We start from the raw sequence: 16,240 nt of genomic DNA, 5'->3' as shown, positions 1-16,240 counted from the left end.
GGTCCCATTACCCCCTTCCTTGATTTTCATGCGCACCCATTGGGCTTCGGCCTTATTTACCATCTTTAGGAACAAGTAATATGGAAACCGGTACCGTCAAGTGGTTCAATGACGCAAAGGGCTTTGGCTTCATCACGCCGGACGGCGGCGGCGAAGATCTGTTCGCGCATTTCTCGGAAATCCGCACGGAAGGCTTCAAGACGCTGCAAGAAAACCAAAAGGTTACGTTTGAAGTGAAGACGGGCCCGAAGGGCAAGCAAGCTGCTAACATCAAGCCGGTGTAAGCAAGCACGCTTCCTTCTGGACGCAAAAAAACCCCGCCTCGGCGGGGTTTTTTTATATTCGTCGTAACTGCATTCGATGATTATCTTTGCAGTATGAATTTGAGCAATTCGGTTATCCGAACAAACGCCGTGCGTGAATACCGAGACCTGTCGCGACGCTGGCGAGACGGTCGCCGAATACCGCTTTGGCATCCGGAAATGCCGCGGCCAATGCGCCCGATAGAAACGCCAATCCGGTCGAGCCGCCCGTGAAGTAAATCGCGTTGACGTCGCGCGGGGCCACACCGGCTGCCTGCACCGTATCGCGAGCCGCCTGCACGATGCGCTGCGTCTCGTCCTGACCGGCCTTGATGAGCTGCGCTTCGTCGAATGCGAGGCGCAGGTCGTCTTCCACCTCGTCGAGGTCGATCACCGTCTCCCCACCCGCCGCCACGCCGATCTTCGCTTCTTCCGCGTGAGCAGCCAGCGCATGCCCAAGCCGGCGGTCCACAACGCGCATCAGGCGGTCGTGATGTTTGGTCTGGAGGAACAGATGCCGCATGAGCGCGAGCTCGCTGACGCGCTTCGGGGCATAGACGGTATTGATCAGGTGCCAGGTGGCCAGATCGAAATAGATGCGGTTCGGAATCTCACGGCCTTCGGGGTCGAGCGTCTGATAGCCGAGTTCGCGCAGGATCGTCACCAGTTCGACACGGCGGTCGAAGTCCGTGCCCGCAACGTGCACACCGTGGTGGGCCAGCACGTCGTCTTTGCGCTCCACGCGCTTCACCCGCTCCGGCCCCACCCGCACCAGCGAAAAGTCCGACGTACCGCCGCCGATGTCGGCCACCAGCACGAGCCCTTCTTCAGTCAGATGCGATTCGTAGTCGAACGCGGCCGCGATCGGCTCATACTGAAAGTGAATCTCCCGCAAACCGACTGAACGCGCCGCCGCTTCGAGCTGCTGCTGCGCCATCTGGTCCGCGCGAGGATCGTCGTCGACGAAGAACACCGGGCGGCCCAGTACCGCGCGGCTGATCGGGCCGCCCGTGCTCTTCTCGGCCGAGCGCTTCAGATGGTCGACGAAAATCGCGATGATGTCCGTGTACTTGATCGCCGAACCGTCGCCGAGATCGGTCGAATTCTCGGCGAGCGGCGAGCCGAGAATACTTTTCATCGAACGCATCAGACGGCCGTCGAATCCGTCGATATACGCTGCCAACGCCGCACGCCCGAATTCGCGGGTGTTCTCGTCGGTGTTGAAAAAGACGGAGGTCGGCAGCGTCGTATAGGCGCCCTCGACCGGCGCAAGTCTAAGCGCAGCGCCGTCTGGGACGGCCACGGCCGAATTGGAAGTACCGAAGTCAATCGCGCAATAGTTCATGGCAGGAATCGCCGCTCACGGCTGGCGCGGACAGAAAGGGGAGCGGCTTTGTATCACGAAAGCCCAATCAGCATCAACTGACGCTTTCCGGGACGCCCGCAATGCTGACCAAGGTCCGCTCGACGGAACAAAAATTGCTGAATTCGACAGGATACGCCGCCAAATTTCGATAATCAGGAGACTTGTAGCAATGAGCGCGCCGCCTACCGCCGCTGTCCACGAGAAAAACGCCGCCGTCATTGAAACCGACCTGCCCTCGCGGCTCGACCGCTTGCCGTGGGGACGCTTTCACTCGCTGATCGTCGTGGCGCTGGGCGTGACGTGGCTGCTCGACGGTCTCGAGGTGACGCTCGCAGGCGCTGTCGCGAGTGCGTTGAAGTCTAGCCCATCGTTGCAATTTACCAACGCCGACGTAGGCCTCGCCGGCAGCGCCTACATTGCCGGCGCCGTGCTCGGTGCGCTCGGCTTCGGCTGGCTGACCGACCGGCTCGGCCGTCGCAAGCTGTTTTTCATCACGCTTGCGCTGTATCTGGCCGCTACGGCGGCGACCGCTTTTTCCTGGAATCTCGCCAGTTTTCTGCTGTTCCGGTTTCTCACCGGCGCAGGCATTGGCGGCGAATATACGGCGATCAATTCGACGATCCAGGAATTCACGCCCGCGCGAGTGCGCGGCTGGACCGACCTCGGCATCAACGGCACCTTCTGGGTCGGCGCGGGGCTTGGCGCGGCGGGTTCCCTGATCCTGCTCGACCCGAATCTGCTGCCGGGCGACTGGGGCTGGCGCGCCTGTTTCTTCATCGGCGCGGTATTGGCGCTGGGGATTCTGCCGATGCGCATCTGGGTACCCGAAAGTCCGCGCTGGCTACTGACGCATGGCGGCGAACACGATGCACGCTCGATCGTCGACGGCATAGAAACGCGCTTTCGCAGTGAAGGCCATGCACTAGCCGACGACGACCTCACCCGGCTAAGACTGCGGGCGCGCGGACATACGCCGCTGCGCGAGGTGTTTCACACGCTATTCAACCTGCACCGACGGCGCGCGCTGGTCGGCTTATCGTTGATGACAGCGCAGGCGTTCTTCTACAACGCGATCTTTTTCACCTATGCGCTGGTGCTGACCGAGTTCTATCAGGTGCCCGGCGACCATATTGGCTGGTATCTGTTGCCGTTCGCGCTCGGCAACTTCCTTGGACCGCTGGTGCTCGGCCGGCTCTTCGACGTCATCGGGCGACGCAAGATGATCGCCACGACCTACGCGCTGTCCGGCCTCCTGCTGACGCTGAGCGGCTATCTGTTCGAGCAGCACATGCTCACCGTCGTGACGCAGACGATCGCGTGGATGGTGGTCTTCTTCTTCGCTTCGGCGGCGGCGAGTTCGGCGTATCTGACCGTCAGCGAATCGTTTCCGCTCGAAATCCGCGCGTTGGCGATCGCGGTGTTCTACGCGTTCGGCACGGCGCTGGGTGGCATCATCGGGCCGGCGTTCTTCGGCCGGCTGATCGATACGCATCAGCGTAGTGAAGTGTTTGTGGGCTATCTGGTCGGCTCGGGGCTGATGCTCGCCGCCGCGGTGATCGCCGCGATCTGGGGCGTGGATGCGGAGCGCAAGTCGCTTGAGAACGTCGCCACGCCGCTTTCGAGCGTCGCGGACGGCGAGGAATGAACCACACCCCTTAAAGCATCGCGACCATTGCAGAACAAAAAAACGCGCGGTCAGCGCCGCGCGTTTTTATCACCACCAAGGTTGCGAAGGAACTCAGAACGCCTTCTTCCAGCCGCCGCCATAAGCGATTTCAGCAAGCGGCAAACGCTGACGCACCGACTTCTCGCGCTCACGCAGCACCGGATCGAGTTTGTCGACATCGCCGTAGTGGCCCAGCGAAATGATGGCGATCACGTCGACGTCGTGCGGCAGTTTGAACGCCGTGCGGAACGCGTTCGGATCGAAGCCGCTCATCTGATGCGCGGCGAGACCGAGCGCATGCGCCTGCAGCACCAGCGCCATCGCCGCGGCGCCCGCGTCGTACGGCGCGCAACGGTTCACTTCGCCCTTGTTGGTGAGCGTGTGCGTGGTCACCGCGATCAGCACCGGCGCCGGCGCATTCCAGCCCTGGTTGAACGGCACCAGCGTGGCGAAAGCCTGCTTGAACGAGACTTCATCGACGCTACGGTCGAATACGAGGAAACGCCACGGCTGCGCGTTATACGAAGACGGCGCCCAGCGTGCCGCTTCGAGCACCGAATGCAGATCCTCGCGGCTCACCGGCTCGCTCGAATACGCGCGCGGGCTCCAGCGACCTGCAATCAGCTCGTGAATGGCAACTGCGGTAGGGGCGGGTTTGTTGGTCATGCGCTTCTCTCGGTCGAAATTCATGAACGACGGGCGGCTGCCCGGGGCTTCATAGCATAACCGGGCTGGGCCACTCGCGCTCCAACAAGTACACACTTAGTTTTCACCTCAACTGCAATGGCAAACGGCCTCGTATGAGGCCGTTTGCTCAGGTGCGCCTTGTTCGTCGCGCGCAGGGTCGCCGCTTTACGCCGTTTGCGGCTCCGGCACCTTGGCCGGCCGGTTGATCCGCAGCACGATCACGGCGGCAATCAGACACAGTCCGCCGGAAATCATCGACGCCACCGTGTACGTGCCGAGGCTCGCGCGCAGCATGCCCGCACCGAGCGCCGCGAAGGCCGCACCGAGCTGGTGGCCGGCGACCACCCAGCCGAACACGACCGGCGCCGCTTCCTTTCCGTACACATCGGTTACGAGACGCACGGTGGGCGGCACGGTGGCGATCCAGTCGAGTCCGTAGAACACCGCGAACAACGGCAGCCCGAAGAAATCGATGCCGAAGGCGTGCGGCAGATACATCAGCGACAAACCGCGCAGACCGTAATACCAGAACAGCAGCACGCGGCTATTGAAGCGGTCCGACAGCCAGCCCGACAGCGTCGTGCCGAACAGATCGAAGATGCCCATTGCAGCAAGCAGGGAAGCGCCCTGCACTTCGGTCATGCCGTAATCGCCACACATTGCGATCAGGTGCGTGCCGACGTAACCGTTGGTGCTCGCGCCACAAATAAAGAAGCTGAAGAACAGCAGCCAGAAATCACGCGTCTTGCTCGCCATGGCGAGCGTGCCGAAAGCGATGGCCAGCGGATTCTGCTTCGTCACGGAATTGGAAATCGGCGAGTCGGCCGGTTCGCCGAACGGGCGCAACTTCATATCCGCGGGCCGCTCCGGCAACAGGAACGCGACGAGCGGCAAGACAACCGCCGCCGCGCCCGCGACGACCCACACCACCTGACGCCAACCGTAATGCTCGGCGATGGCCGCAAGCATCGGCAGGAACACCAGTTGGCCGGTCGCCGAACTGGCCGTGAGAATCCCCATCACGAGACCGCGATGAGTGGTGAACCAGCGCGTCACCACCGTCGCGGACAAAGACAGCGCCGCCACGCCGGTCGAGCCGCCGACCATCACGCCCCAGATCAGAACCATCTGCCACGGATGCGTCATCAGCGAAGACAACGCCACCCCCGCCGCCATCGTGCCGAGCGCGATCAGCAGAGTAGGACGCACACCGAAGCGCTGCATCGCCGCGGCCGCAAACGGCCCCATCAGTCCGTAGAGCGCAATGTTCACGGAGATGGCGAGCGAAATCGTCGCACGGCTCCAGCCGAATTGATGCTCCAGCGGCACCATCATCACGCTCGGCGTGGCGCGTGTGCCCGCCGCCGCCAGCAGCACCAGAAACACCACCGCCACGGTCAACCAGCCGTAGTGGAAACGTCCGCCAATCAGTCTCGCTGCCCAGTTCATCGGTTCTCCAATCGACGCCTGCCCCGCAGGCCGCGCCGCTCGCATTGTTACGACTTCGGTAAAGGACTTGTGACAGATCTGTCACAATGGTGTTGCGATGTTAGTTACTGGTCGGTAACATGTCAAGGCATCAATTCAATTCAGGTGGCATCCATGTCCGATAGCGAAACCCTCAAGCCAACCGGCGCACGGCGAGCACGCAGCACGCAGACGGCCGGTCCGGAGGCGCAACAGCATCTACTGCGCGCCGCGGACGAACTGTTCTACCGCGAGGGTGTGCGAACAGTCGGTGTCGACGCGGTGGTCGAGCGCGCGGGTGTGAACAAGATGAGCTTATACCGGCAGTTCTCGTCGAAAGATGAATTGGTAATGGCGTATCTGGAGCGCAAGGACGAGCAGTTTTTCGGCTACGTGGAGAAGAGCTTTGCGAAGCATCCAGGTGAGCCGGCCAGGCAGCTTCAACAATATTTCGACGACCTGGCGGTGCGCGCATCGGTCGACGATTACCGCGGCTGTCCTTTCGTGAATGTGTCGGTGGAGTTTTCCGACACCACGCACCCGGCGCGGCAATTCGTGTTTCGCAACAAGGAACGATTGATGGCGCGGCTTCTGGAACTGACAACTGCGGCAGGCGCCGACGATCCGGTGGCCTTGGCCAACGGACTGGGCTTGATGATCGAAGGCGTGTACGCGGCCAGCCAAACCTACGGCCCGGGCTGCGGACCAATTCTTGCCGCACCGAAGGTAGCGGCGCAGTTGATCGCTGCGGCGTGCAGCGGGACCCAAGCGGGTTGAGGGCTGAGGTTTGAGTCGTCCTGTTGCGGCAGGGTGCGGATCGGTACCGTTGCGCGCCGTTAGAATGGCACTTTCCTCTTTCGCTGCTTGCCATGTCGTCGCCCGCCGAATCTCATGATGCCGTTATCGCCGCCACCCGTCATTGGCAGACGGAAGCCGTGATCGGGCTCAATTTGTGCCCCTTTGCCAAAGCCGTGCATGTGAAAGGGCAGATTCGGTACGCCGTGAGCGACGCCGTGGATATGGAAGGGGTGTTAGCCGATCTCGAAACCGAGATTCAGGCACTCGTCGCAGCGAATCCTGAGGCGGTGGATACCACGCTTCTGGTTATACCGAACGCGCTCAGCGATTTTCTCGACTATAACGATTGCCTGTTTTTCGCCGAGAGAATGGTCAAGCAACTTCGGCTGGAAGGCATTATTCAGATTGCCAGTTTTCACCCGCATTATCAGTTTGAAGACAGCGAGCCCGACGATATCGAGAACTATACGAATCGCGCACCCTATCCGATTTTGCATTTGCTTCGCGAAGACAGTATCGAACGGGCGGTTCAGGCTTTTCCCGATGCAGAAGCTATTTATGAGCGGAATCAGGAGACGCTTCGGCGAATTGGTCTTAAAGGCTGGAATGAATTGATGAAAAAGTAATTCGCGCGGCGGCTATGAAAAAGCCGCCGCCGCAGGACGGATCAGGCCGAGACAAAGAACCGCTCTTTCAGCTCCTCGATCCCGAGCGTCTCCATCACTTCATTCAGCCGCTCGGTTGGCCGTCGTCTCGGCAGGTCCTTGAACTGGGCAATAATCAGTTCATTCTTCATGGAATGTTCCCACCCGACCAGCTCGGTCACACTCACCTGATATCCATGCGCTTCCAGCTGCAGGCAGCGCAGCACATTGGTAATCTGGCTGCCGAATTCCCGGGTATGTAACGGATGCCGCCAGATTTCGGTCAGCGCATTCCCCAGCGATTTACCCTTGTTCTGCCGTAAAACCCCCGCCACCTCGGCCTGGCAACACGGCACCACCACGATGTATTTCGCACGCTTTTCCAGAGCGAACCGGAGCGCGTCGTCAGTCGCGGTATTGCACGCATGCAGCGCGGTCACGATATCGATCTGCGCCGGCAATCGGTCTGACGTAATCGACTCCGCCACCGATAAATTCAGAAACGACATCCCCTTGAAGCCCAGCCGCCCGGCCAGCTCCTCGGATTTCGTCACGAGATCCTCGCGCGTTTCGATGCCGTAAATGTGCGACGCCCCACCAGCGGCGTCCTGAAACTCCTTGAAGAAAAGGTCATACAGGATAAAACCTAGGTATGACTTGCCCGCGCCATGGTCGACGAGCGTCACCGCGCCCTGCTGCTCCTTGAGGTCTTTCAGCAGCGGCTCGATGAACTGGAACAGGTGGTAGACCTGCTTCAGCTTGCGACGGCTGTCCTGGTTCATCTTGCCGTCGCGCGTGAGGATATGGAGTTCCTTCAACAACTCGACGGACTGGTTCGGACGGATTTCGTGGGTTTTGCTGGACATCGTGGGGGACCGCCATCGATTGCAACGCGAACGTGCGACAGATGACGGAAAAAAGGAAAAGTTGCTGCCAGTTTACCCAAAGCGCAGGCCGCTCACCTAAGGAGCCGCGTCGACCATGCGAGAAATGCCATAAACCTGGAACACTTCCTGCTCAAAACGCACTATGCGGGACGTATTCCGACGTGGCTTGAAAGCATCTTGCGGGCCGGCTCACTCGATGGCGTAAGCCGTGTCGCGCATAACAACAAGCTGCCGGCCGTGGCTTCGATCACGCGAACCGAATGCATGTGGGGAGGACGGTCCCGGAACACGGGCCGAACGTTACGTAACCAGCAGCGCGCCGCGATCTCAAACGGACGCGCGCCTGGAAAATAGAAGAGGCAGCGATGGACACGGTACCCAACGGAAACGTCGAACAGAAGTTTCAGGAAATGCTGGCGAAGCTCACCGCCGCCCCTGCGTGGTCGGAAAAGCAGCAGCTCGAACTGGAAATGGCACGCGACATCTCCACCGAAATGCTGCGGCTGGCCGAGGTCATGCGCGATGGCAGCGTCGACATGGAGACGTGCCTGACGATGCTGAAGTACGCGAAAGTACTCGACTTCGTGATGACAACGCTCGCTTCGCGCCGCGACATCAAACCGCAAACGCTGCGGGTCATTTTCAAGCTGGCCGGACTGAAGGTGGATGAGGCATATCCCGGCTAGCACGCCCACACAACGCCGCGACCAGCGCGAACGGCGCGCCGCCGTTCGTGCGGGTCAACCGGCCTTCATGCTCAAAGAAGAACAACGAATTACGCGCGCGGCCCCTCGACCGGCGGCGTGCCGTCATGAAAGAGCGTCTTGAGCTGCGAGCGCAGTTCCGGCGAGTCCGTATGTTTGTGCACCGTGACGGCATGCTGCACGGCGGCGTCGAGCAATTCGCTCTCGCTGTCGGCGGATAGGGCAACCGTGCAATTCATTTCGCTCGGAAACTCGCGGCAGTCGATGTATTTGCGAGTCATGGCAATCTCCTGATTAAACGTCGAAACATCCAGACAAACAGCGGGCGCGCAGGCCACGTCGCCGGCCGCGACGCGGCTGCATTGGCCGCGTCGGGTGAAATGAGAGCGATGGGATAGTGTGACGCGGGGAATAAGCGGACTGCGTCCGGTGGAAGGTGTTTGAAAAGTATAGGTCGCGCGAGTGAATAGCAAAGGGACGAACGTGGGCGCAGGGGTTTGCGACACGCCCGAACCCAGCTCTTTTCGGCCGCTAGCTCGGGCTGGTCGGTTGACTCGTTGGCCGTTCGCCGCGCGCCGTTTGCCCTGCGTTGCCGGCGGTGTGAAAATAGCGCCCTTCGCGCTGCCGATTGTCAGATCAGGCCAACGCGCCGCCCTCCGCTCATCTGCAGGACCGCATGTCATCCTCCTTCGATTCCGCCCGCGTCGCCGTGATCGGCGGCGGCCCGGCCGGCTTGATGGCCGCCGAGGCGCTTGCCCAGCACGGCGTGCAAGTCGACGTCTACGACGCGATGCCATCCGTTGGCCGCAAATTCCTGATGGCGGGCAAAGGCGGCATGAACATCACGCATTCGGAACCGCTCGAGCCGTTTCTTGGCCGCTATGGCGCGCGCCGCAAACAGATCGCGCCCCTACTCGACCTGTTCGGTCCCGACGCCTTGCGGGCCTGGCTGCATGGGCTTGGCGTCGAAACCTTCGTCGGCAGTTCGGGGCGGGTTTTTCCGACCGATATGAAAGCGGCGCCGATGCTGCGTGCGTGGTTGCATCGGTTGAGAGAAGCGGGTGTGCGCTTTCACATGCGCCACAAATGGACCGGCTGGAACAACGAAGACGGCGCCACCGAGGCTCACACGTTGCGCTTCGAAACACCCGACGGCGAGCAACGCGTGAGCTGCGATGCCGTGGTGTTCGCACTCGGCGGCGCAAGCTGGCCAAGGCTTGGATCGGACGCCGCCTGGGTGCCGCTCCTGAGCGCACGCGAGGTGCCGGTGACGCCGTTGCGGCCCGCGAACTGCGGCTTCGATGCGGACTGGAGCCCTTATCTGCGCGAGCGCTTCGCCGGTCAGCCGGTGAAATCCGTGGCCATCACGCTCACCGACGTAGACAATAAAGTCCACAATCGACAAGGTGAAATACTTCTGACCGAAACCGGCCTCGAAGGGAGTCTGATTTACGCGCTGTCGGCAGCCATCCGGGAGCGGATTCTCGCCGACGGCGACGTCACGATCGCGCTGGACCTGGCGCCAGGCTTGACGTTGGAGCGTGTCGTGGCCGAAGTCACGCGACCGCGTGGTTCACGCTCCATGTCGACTCACCTGCATGGCAGAGTCGGCATTGGAGGCGTAAAACTGGCTTTGTTGCACGAGATTCTGTCGAAGGAAGCCTTCGCCGACGCGAATGTCCTGGCGCATGCGATCAAAGCACTGCCGGTGCGGCTTACGCGCGCGCGGCCTATCGCCGAGGCGATCAGCACCGCAGGCGGCATCCCCTTCGAAGCGCTTGATCAACATTTGATGATCGAACATCTGCCCGGCGCGTTCTGCGCGGGTGAAATGCTCGACTGGGAAGCGCCGACCGGCGGTTATCTGCTCACCGCCTGCTTCGCCAGCGGGCTGGCAGCCGGACGTGGCGCACTAGCGTATCTCAAGGCGCGCGGCGTGCCAGTCTGACACGCCGTTCTTTGGCTGCATCTCATGACGCATCATCGCGCGCCCTCGAGCACTACCGTTTAGCGCGCCTTCAGACGCCAGAGCGACGTCATTTCAGCCTTGCGCGCCGTATGCAGCGCGTCGTTTTCATCGGTCGACTTCGGGTGCCGCGGACGAATATCCTCGCGACCCACCACCGTCAGCCCCGCCTTTTCAATGGCGGCAAGCAACCACTCGCGCGTACGTAATCCGAGATGCTCGGCGAAGTCCGACATGATCAGCCAGCCTTCCCCGCCTGGAGACAAGTGTTCCGCCAGTCCGTCCAGAAACCCGAGCAGCATGCGGCTTTCCGAATCGTAGATCGCATATTCAATCGGTGAGGCGGGCCGCGCCGGCACCCACGGCGGATTGCAGATCACCAGCGGCGCACGACCCTCCGGAAACAGATCGGCTCGCACGACGTCGACTTGCTGATCGTAACCAAGACGCGTGAGGTTTTCGCGCGCACAGGCCAGCGCTCGCGGATCCTGATCGGTCGCGACGATTTTTTTCACGCCGCGTTTGGCGAGCAGCGCAGCCAGTACGCCCGTACCGGTGCCGATATCGAACGCCTTGTTCAACGACGGCAACGGCGTGTGCGCGACCAGATCCACATATTCGCCGCGCACCGGCGAAAACACGCCGTAGTGCGGATGGATGCGCTCACCCAGCGCGGGAATTTCCACGCCCTTCTTGCGCCACTCGTGCGCGCCGATCAGACCGAGCAATTCGCGCAGCGACACAACTGAGGGCTCGTCGGTAGACGGCCCGTAGGTTTCGATACAGGCCTGTTGCACTTCAGGCGCGCGACGCAGCGGAATTGCGTATGCGGCGTCGAGCGGAATCAGGATCATGCCGAGCGTGCGGGCGCGTTGCGACTGTGCCTGGCGATGCAGGTTGAACGCGTCGATCGGCGTTTCGCCGTGCTTGCGCGGCTTGCGCTCCAGCCGGCGCGTGACGGCTTGCAGCAATTGGCGGGCGTTCTGAAAGTCGCCGTTCCAGAGCAGCGCGGTGCCTTCGCACGCGAGACGATAGGCGGAGTCGGCGGTCGTGCGGTCATCGGCGACGACAACGCGCCTGGGCGGCGGCACCGCAGCTTCGGAGCGCCAACGCGCAGTGCGGGGGCCGTCGGCTTCGGGCCAGGTGATGGTTGCGGGGCTGGTCATGATGAAGGTGGGGTCTGTGTTGCAGGAGTGACGCGGTGAAAACTCGCGTCTCGGGGGCGTTGCCCGCCGGAGTGACTGATCGTGATGCCGACTGGTGCCCGAATAGTACCTCTCCCGGTCGGGTTCGCGGGACGGTATCTGTGGGCGGCTGCCCGCACAGGGCTGATGCCATCGCACTTTGCTGCGGTTTGAAGGAGACTCGTAGACTAAAATGTCCACAATCGACAAGGTGAATGAGATCTGGCAAAAATGCGCCGTTCCCGTCCCTCGTTCGGGCTGCGAAATCCCCGCCGCAAATAAAAAAGCGGGTTTCTGAAGTTATTCAGAAACCCGCTTTCGCACTACTGGTGCCGGCTGCAGGACTCGAACCCGCCACCTCATGATTACAAGTCAAGCGCTCTACCTGATGAGCTAAGCCGGCATGAGGCCGTGATTCTACTTCATTTCACGATCTTGAGGCGAGCCCTTCCGCCACCTTTTGATCCATCATCGTCAGGCTGCGGGCCGTCCGTCGCGCTTTCCGCTTTGGCGGCATCAGCGGCGGACGACGTTTCGACCGCACGCGGCGCCACGCTGACGGGCGCGGCCGGTGCTTCCGTCTCGTCCGCCAGTTCCGCGTCGGCGCCTGAATCCTGCGCCTCGCCGCCTGCCGACTCGACCGGGAACGCCATGCCCTGCCCGTTTTCCCGCGCGTAGATCGCGAGAATATTGGCGATCGGCACTTCAATCTTGTGCGACTTGCCGGAGAAGCGCGCGCTGAACTCGATCCATTCATTGCCCATCTGCAACTGGCTGGTCGCCTCGAAGCTGATGTTCAACACGATCTCGTTATCGCGCACGAACTGCCGCGGCACGCGCGTCTGATTGTCGACCCGGACCGCGATATGCGGCGTGTAGCCGTTATCCGTGCACCACTCGTAGAGCGCGCGCAGCAGATAAGGCTTGGTTGAAATCTCTTGCATCAACAGTCCTCTTACCGGGTTTGGGCGCGCACGGAAAACAATCGAGACGCGGCGCCCTCACCCCAAAGCCAAACTCAACGACGCATCACCTTTTCCGAAGGTGTCAGCGCTTCGATATAAGCCGGGCGGCTGAAAATGCGCTCGGCGTACTTCATCAGCGGTGCTGCATTCTTCGACAGCTCGATACCGTAGTGGTCCAGACGCCACAGCAACGGCGCGATCGCGACGTCCAGCATCGAGAACTCTTCGCCGAGCATGTACTTGTTCTTCAGGAAGATCGGTGCGAGCTGGGTCAGGCGATCGCGGATCGCGAGACGTGCCTTCTCGTGATTCTTCTCTGCGGCCTTGCCCTTTTCATTTTCGAGCGTGCCGACGTGAACGAACAGTTCCTTTTCGAAGTTCAGCAGGAACAGACGGGCGCGGGCGCGCTGAACCGGATCGGCCGGCATCAGTTGCGGGTGCGGGAAGCGCTCGTCGATATATTCGTTGATGATGTTCGATTCATACAGAATCAGGTCCCGTTCAACGAGAATCGGCACCTGACCATACGGATTCATCACAGCGATGTCTTCCGGCTTGTTAAACAGGTCGACGTCGCGGATCTCGAAGTCCATGCCCTTTTCGAACAACACCAGCCGGCAGCGCTGGGAGAACGGGCAAGTTGTGCCGGAATACAGAACCATCATGTTTACGTTTCCTCAAAAAGCTGAAAGGCCAGCGCGCGGAAAAACCGTTCAACAGGTTTTTCCTGGCGCCGGCCCCACGCCGGGTGACGGCGTGATTATTTGATATGTTTCCAGTACGCGGCGTTCAGTCGCCAGGCGAAAAAGCTCAGGACGCCGAGGAACAGCAGCACCCACACGCCAAGCTGTTTGCGGGTTTTCTGCGTCGGTTCGGACATCCATGACAGGTACGACACGAGGTCGGCCACAGCAGAATCATAATCTACCGGCGACATCGTCCCCGGCGTGACCTGTTGGTAGCCGACAAATTTGTGCACCGTTTCGCCTGTTTTTTCGTCGACTTCGTCACCGAACTTCGCGGTACGTTGCCCCTGAAGCTGCCACAACACGTGAGGCATGCTCACGTTTTCATACACCAGATTGTTCCAGCCGGTTGGCCGCGTATTGTCGCGATAAAAGCTGCGCAGGTACGTGTAGAGCCAGTCCTTGCCGCGCGCCCGCGCTTCCACCGACAAATCCGGCGGACTCGCGCCGAACCACGCTTTCGCGTCGTCCGGGCGCATCGCCACGGTCATGGTGTTGCCGATTTTGTCCGTGGTGAACAGCAGGTTCGACTGGATTTCGCTCGGCGTAATGCCGAGGTCGGTCAGCCGGCTATAGCGCATCAGATTCGCGCTATGGCAATTCAGGCAGTAGTTTACAAACAATTGGGCGCCATGCTGCAACGAAGCAAAATTCTCCGCGTTATCGGGCGCGCGGTCGAGAGGGAAATTCTCGTCCGCGTGCGCCGGTCCGGCCAGCACCGCGAGCAGTGTCGCGCCGATCAGCGCGCACGTCGAAAGCAGTTTTTTCATTTCGTGTTCTCCGGGCTCGCGATTAGTGGGGCTTGAACCGCACCCGTTCGGGCGGCTGCTTGAACGTGCCAAGCCGCGTCCAGACGGGCATACCGAGGAAAAACGCGAAATAGATCAGCGCGCAGATCTGGGCAATCAACGTCGAGGCAGGCGACGGCGGTTTAGTGCCGAGGAAGCCCAACGTCAGGAAAGCGAGCACGAAGATCCCGTAGAACACCTTGTGAAAAAACGGCCGGTAACGAATCGACTTCACCGGTGAGCGGTCGAGCCACGGCAGGAAGAACAGTGAGATCACCGCGCCGCCCATCACCACCACGCCCCAGAACTTCGATTCGGTGAACGCCATGGCCAGAACCACCAGCACCGCGAGCACCGGCAAACCGAGCTTCCACTTGCCGCGTGCGCGCACCAGCGCGAACAAACCGAGCAGCGCGATGATGATCATCAACACGATCTTGAACGGATCGGTGGTGGCGCGCAGCATCGCATAGAAGGCGGTGAAGTACCACACCGGCGCAATTTCCTGCGGCGTTTGCAGCGGATTGGCGGGAATGAAGTTATTCGCTTCGAGGAAGTACCCACCCATCTCCGGCGCGAAGAAAATGATCGCCGCGAAGATCGCGAGGAACACCGTCACGCCCATGAAGTCGTGCACCGAGTAGTACGGATGGAACGGGATGCCGTCGAGCGGAATGCCGTCCGGATCCTTCTTCGCCTTGATCTCGATACCGTCCGGGTTGTTCGACCCCACTTCGTGCAGCGCCACCAGGTGAGCAACCACCAGCCCGATCAGCACCAGCGGAATCGCGATCACGTGGAACGCGAAGAAGCGGTTCAGCGTGACGTCCGAGACGACGTAGTCGCCGCGAATCCACAGCGACAGGTCTGGTCCGATGAACGGAATCGCCGAGAACAGGTTTACGATCACCTGCGCGCCCCAGAACGACATCTGGCCCCACGGCAGCAGGTAGCCGAAGAACGCCTCGGCCATCAGGCACAGAAAGATCGCGCAGCCGAAGATCCAGACCAGTTCGCGCGGCTTGCGGTACGAACCGTACATCAGCCCGCGGAACATGTGCAGGTACACGACGACGAAGAACATCGAAGCGCCCGTGGAGTGCATATAGCGGATCAGCCAGCCCCACGGCACCTCGCGCATGATGTACTCGACCGACGAGAACGCGAGCGTCGCGTCGGGCTTGTAGTTCATGGTGAGGAAGATGCCGGTGACGATCTGATTGACCAGCACCAGCAACGCGAGCGAACCGAAGAAGTACCAGAAGTTGAAGTTCTTCGGCGCGTAGTACTCGGAAACGTGCTTCTTCCAGGTAGACGTCAGCGGAAAGCGCCGGTCGATCCAGCCGACCAGCCCGGTCGTCTCTACTTCATGTTCGATCGCCATTACGCTTCTCCTTTCTCGTCCTTGCCGATCACGAGGCCGGTGGCCGACGTGAACATGTAAGGCGGGATGTCGAGGTTCTGCGGCGCAGGTTTGTTCTTGAAGACGCGGCCGGCCATGTCATAGGTCGAGCCGTGGCAGGGGCACAAAAAGCCGCCTGGCCAGTCGTCCGGAAGATTGGGCTGCGCGCCCTCCTGGAAGCGCGGCGTCGGCGTACAGCCCAGATGGGTGCACACGGCAACGGCGACGAAAAGATTCTTGTGATCGGTGCGCGAACGGAATTCGTTGTTGCAGTACTCCGGCAACGGCATCGAAAAAGGATTCTTGGTGTGGGGATCCGCTACTTCGTTATCGGCTTTCTGGACATCGGCCAGCATTCTGTCGGTGCGGTTGATGATCCAGACGGGCTTACCGCGCCAGGCGACGGTCTTCATGTCGCCGGGCTTGAGATCACTGATATCGACTTCGACCGGGGCGCCTGCCGCCTTGGCCTTTTCAGATGGTGCAAACGAACTAACAAAGGGTACGACAGTGGCAACGCCTCCTATGCCACCTGCTACGGTCGTCGCTATCAGCCAGGTACGGCGGCCGCCGTCGACGCGTTCATCTTCCTTGTCTCGCATTACACGCCCCACTTCTGAGTTGGATTTTTCCTTCACGTCGCTTCTACCGCCGCTAGTTTGCGCGAA

General features: G+C 61.0%; 17 protein-coding genes and 1 tRNA gene. 6 read left to right on the top strand and 12 right to left on the bottom strand.

All coding sequences use genetic code 11. The annotated features are described in order from the left end of the window. The first annotated feature begins 80 nt into the window (after positions 1 to 80). Positions 81 to 284 (top strand): cold-shock protein, encoded by a 204-nt coding sequence (locus tag R8871_RS32950; protein ID WP_007180251.1) that lies wholly within the window; start codon positions 81 to 83, stop codon positions 282 to 284. Positions 285 to 396: 112 nt separating this feature from the next. On the opposite strand, the gene R8871_RS32945 is transcribed toward R8871_RS32950, so the two are convergent. Beyond that, entirely contained in the window at positions 397 to 1,647 is a 1,251-nt protein-coding gene (locus tag R8871_RS32945) for an Hsp70 family protein (protein ID WP_175054139.1), read from the bottom strand. Positions 1,648 to 1,837: 190 nt separating this feature from the next. Here R8871_RS32945 and R8871_RS32940 point away from each other — a divergent pair, with 190 nt between their 5' ends. Beyond that, positions 1,838 to 3,313, top strand: coding sequence for an MFS transporter (locus tag R8871_RS32940; RefSeq protein ID WP_175054138.1), 1,476 nt, complete (start codon positions 1,838 to 1,840; stop codon positions 3,311 to 3,313). A 93-nt stretch (positions 3,314 to 3,406) separates the two neighbouring features. On the opposite strand, the gene R8871_RS32935 is transcribed toward R8871_RS32940, so the two are convergent. Both R8871_RS32935 and R8871_RS32930 read right to left on the bottom strand, forming a co-directional pair. Then, positions 3,407 to 4,000, bottom strand: coding sequence for a nitroreductase family protein (locus tag R8871_RS32935; protein ID WP_175054137.1), 594 nt, complete (start codon positions 3,998 to 4,000; stop codon positions 3,407 to 3,409). Between the two features lie 186 nt (positions 4,001 to 4,186). Then, on the bottom strand, positions 4,187 to 5,470 hold the full coding sequence (locus R8871_RS32930; protein WP_175054136.1) for an MFS transporter: 1,284 nt from the start codon (positions 5,468 to 5,470) through the stop codon (positions 4,187 to 4,189). 153 nt (positions 5,471 to 5,623) lie between these two features. Between R8871_RS32930 and R8871_RS32925 the strand changes: the two genes are divergently transcribed. Together R8871_RS32925 and R8871_RS32920 are read left to right on the top strand one after the other, a co-directional pair. Then, complete coding sequence (locus R8871_RS32925) at positions 5,624 to 6,265, top strand: TetR/AcrR family transcriptional regulator (protein WP_175054135.1); 642 nt, start codon at positions 5,624 to 5,626, stop codon at positions 6,263 to 6,265. Positions 6,266 to 6,357: 92 nt separating this feature from the next. Next, positions 6,358 to 6,912: a DUF1415 domain-containing protein gene (locus R8871_RS32920; RefSeq protein ID WP_175054134.1), complete on the top strand. Its 555-nt coding sequence runs from the start codon at positions 6,358 to 6,360 to the stop codon at positions 6,910 to 6,912. Positions 6,913 to 6,953: 41 nt separating this feature from the next. On the opposite strand, the gene R8871_RS32915 is transcribed toward R8871_RS32920, so the two are convergent. Continuing rightward, on the bottom strand, positions 6,954 to 7,796 hold the full coding sequence (locus R8871_RS32915) for a class I SAM-dependent methyltransferase (protein ID WP_097390525.1): 843 nt from the start codon (positions 7,794 to 7,796) through the stop codon (positions 6,954 to 6,956). Positions 7,797 to 8,182: 386 nt separating this feature from the next. On the opposite strand from R8871_RS32915, the gene R8871_RS32910 reads away from it, so the two are divergent. After that, positions 8,183 to 8,503, top strand: coding sequence for a type II toxin-antitoxin system HicA family toxin (locus R8871_RS32910; RefSeq protein WP_074282059.1), 321 nt, complete (start codon positions 8,183 to 8,185; stop codon positions 8,501 to 8,503). An 89-nt stretch (positions 8,504 to 8,592) separates the two neighbouring features. On the opposite strand, the gene R8871_RS32905 is transcribed toward R8871_RS32910, so the two are convergent. Then, positions 8,593 to 8,802 carry a DUF1059 domain-containing protein gene (locus R8871_RS32905; protein WP_175054133.1) on the bottom strand — a complete coding sequence of 70 codons (210 nt, stop codon included), beginning with the start codon at positions 8,800 to 8,802 and terminating at the stop codon, positions 8,593 to 8,595. Positions 8,803 to 9,197: 395 nt separating this feature from the next. Here R8871_RS32905 and R8871_RS32900 point away from each other — a divergent pair, with 395 nt between their 5' ends. Further along, complete coding sequence (locus R8871_RS32900) at positions 9,198 to 10,469, top strand: TIGR03862 family flavoprotein (RefSeq protein WP_175054132.1); 1,272 nt, start codon at positions 9,198 to 9,200, stop codon at positions 10,467 to 10,469. 59 nt (positions 10,470 to 10,528) lie between these two features. Here R8871_RS32900 and R8871_RS32895 read toward each other — a convergent pair whose 3' ends face one another. The 7 genes from R8871_RS32895 to petA all read right to left on the bottom strand — a co-directional run bounded on the left by R8871_RS32895 (position 10,529) and on the right by petA (position 16,174). Next, positions 10,529 to 11,653, bottom strand: a complete 1,125-nt coding sequence (locus tag R8871_RS32895) for a methyltransferase (RefSeq protein WP_175054131.1) — start codon at positions 11,651 to 11,653, stop codon at positions 10,529 to 10,531. Between the two features lie 345 nt (positions 11,654 to 11,998). Next, positions 11,999 to 12,074: transfer RNA gene (locus R8871_RS32890), tRNA-Thr, on the bottom strand. Positions 12,075 to 12,093: 19 nt separating this feature from the next. Next, a complete protein-coding gene (locus R8871_RS32885; RefSeq protein ID WP_093643469.1) occupies positions 12,094 to 12,615 on the bottom strand; it encodes a ClpXP protease specificity-enhancing factor in 522 nt (173 codons plus the stop codon). A gap of 74 nt (positions 12,616 to 12,689) precedes the next feature. After that, positions 12,690 to 13,301, bottom strand: a complete 612-nt coding sequence (locus R8871_RS32880) for a glutathione S-transferase N-terminal domain-containing protein (RefSeq protein ID WP_006052302.1) — start codon at positions 13,299 to 13,301, stop codon at positions 12,690 to 12,692. 95 nt (positions 13,302 to 13,396) lie between these two features. Then, complete coding sequence (locus R8871_RS32875; protein WP_175054130.1) at positions 13,397 to 14,152, bottom strand: cytochrome c1; 756 nt, start codon at positions 14,150 to 14,152, stop codon at positions 13,397 to 13,399. A gap of 22 nt (positions 14,153 to 14,174) precedes the next feature. Beyond that, the gene (locus tag R8871_RS32870) at positions 14,175 to 15,554 is read right to left on the bottom strand and encodes a cytochrome b (RefSeq protein WP_175054129.1); all 1,380 of its coding nucleotides are present in this window, start codon (positions 15,552 to 15,554) and stop codon (positions 14,175 to 14,177) included. Next, positions 15,554 to 16,174, bottom strand: coding sequence for a ubiquinol-cytochrome c reductase iron-sulfur subunit (petA, locus tag R8871_RS32865; RefSeq protein WP_120289276.1), 621 nt, complete (start codon positions 16,172 to 16,174; stop codon positions 15,554 to 15,556). The genes R8871_RS32870 and petA overlap by 1 nt, the downstream gene beginning before the upstream one ends. Positions 16,175 to 16,240 lie beyond the last annotated feature (66 nt).

The organism is Paraburkholderia sediminicola, from assembly GCF_902859805.1.
GTDB lineage: Bacteria > Pseudomonadota > Gammaproteobacteria > Burkholderiales > Burkholderiaceae > Paraburkholderia > Paraburkholderia sediminicola.
This window is presented reverse-complemented; position numbering and strand designations above follow the sequence as displayed.

Excerpts from the sequence above, each read along its gene's own strand:
- R8871_RS32950 (WP_007180251.1), top strand. The coding sequence starts at position 81 with ATGGAAACCGGTACCGTCAAGTGGTTCAATGACGCAAAGGGCTTTGGC.
- R8871_RS32945 (WP_175054139.1), bottom strand. The coding sequence starts at position 1,647 with ATGAACTATTGCGCGATTGACTTCGGTACTTCCAATTCGGCCGTGGCC.
- R8871_RS32940 (WP_175054138.1), top strand. The coding sequence starts at position 1,838 with ATGAGCGCGCCGCCTACCGCCGCTGTCCACGAGAAAAACGCCGCCGTC.
- R8871_RS32935 (WP_175054137.1), bottom strand. The coding sequence starts at position 4,000 with ATGACCAACAAACCCGCCCCTACCGCAGTTGCCATTCACGAGCTGATT.
- R8871_RS32930 (WP_175054136.1), bottom strand. The coding sequence starts at position 5,470 with ATGAACTGGGCAGCGAGACTGATTGGCGGACGTTTCCACTACGGCTGG.
- R8871_RS32925 (WP_175054135.1), top strand. The coding sequence starts at position 5,624 with ATGTCCGATAGCGAAACCCTCAAGCCAACCGGCGCACGGCGAGCACGC.
- R8871_RS32920 (WP_175054134.1), top strand. The coding sequence starts at position 6,358 with ATGTCGTCGCCCGCCGAATCTCATGATGCCGTTATCGCCGCCACCCGT.
- R8871_RS32915 (WP_097390525.1), bottom strand. The coding sequence starts at position 7,796 with ATGTCCAGCAAAACCCACGAAATCCGTCCGAACCAGTCCGTCGAGTTG.
- R8871_RS32910 (WP_074282059.1), top strand. The coding sequence starts at position 8,183 with ATGGACACGGTACCCAACGGAAACGTCGAACAGAAGTTTCAGGAAATG.
- R8871_RS32905 (WP_175054133.1), bottom strand. The coding sequence starts at position 8,802 with ATGACTCGCAAATACATCGACTGCCGCGAGTTTCCGAGCGAAATGAAT.
- R8871_RS32900 (WP_175054132.1), top strand. The coding sequence starts at position 9,198 with ATGTCATCCTCCTTCGATTCCGCCCGCGTCGCCGTGATCGGCGGCGGC.
- R8871_RS32895 (WP_175054131.1), bottom strand. The coding sequence starts at position 11,653 with ATGACCAGCCCCGCAACCATCACCTGGCCCGAAGCCGACGGCCCCCGC.
- R8871_RS32885 (WP_093643469.1), bottom strand. The coding sequence starts at position 12,615 with ATGCAAGAGATTTCAACCAAGCCTTATCTGCTGCGCGCGCTCTACGAG.
- R8871_RS32880 (WP_006052302.1), bottom strand. The coding sequence starts at position 13,301 with ATGATGGTTCTGTATTCCGGCACAACTTGCCCGTTCTCCCAGCGCTGC.
- R8871_RS32875 (WP_175054130.1), bottom strand. The coding sequence starts at position 14,152 with ATGAAAAAACTGCTTTCGACGTGCGCGCTGATCGGCGCGACACTGCTC.
- R8871_RS32870 (WP_175054129.1), bottom strand. The coding sequence starts at position 15,554 with ATGGCGATCGAACATGAAGTAGAGACGACCGGGCTGGTCGGCTGGATC.
- petA (WP_120289276.1), bottom strand. The coding sequence starts at position 16,174 with ATGCGAGACAAGGAAGATGAACGCGTCGACGGCGGCCGCCGTACCTGG.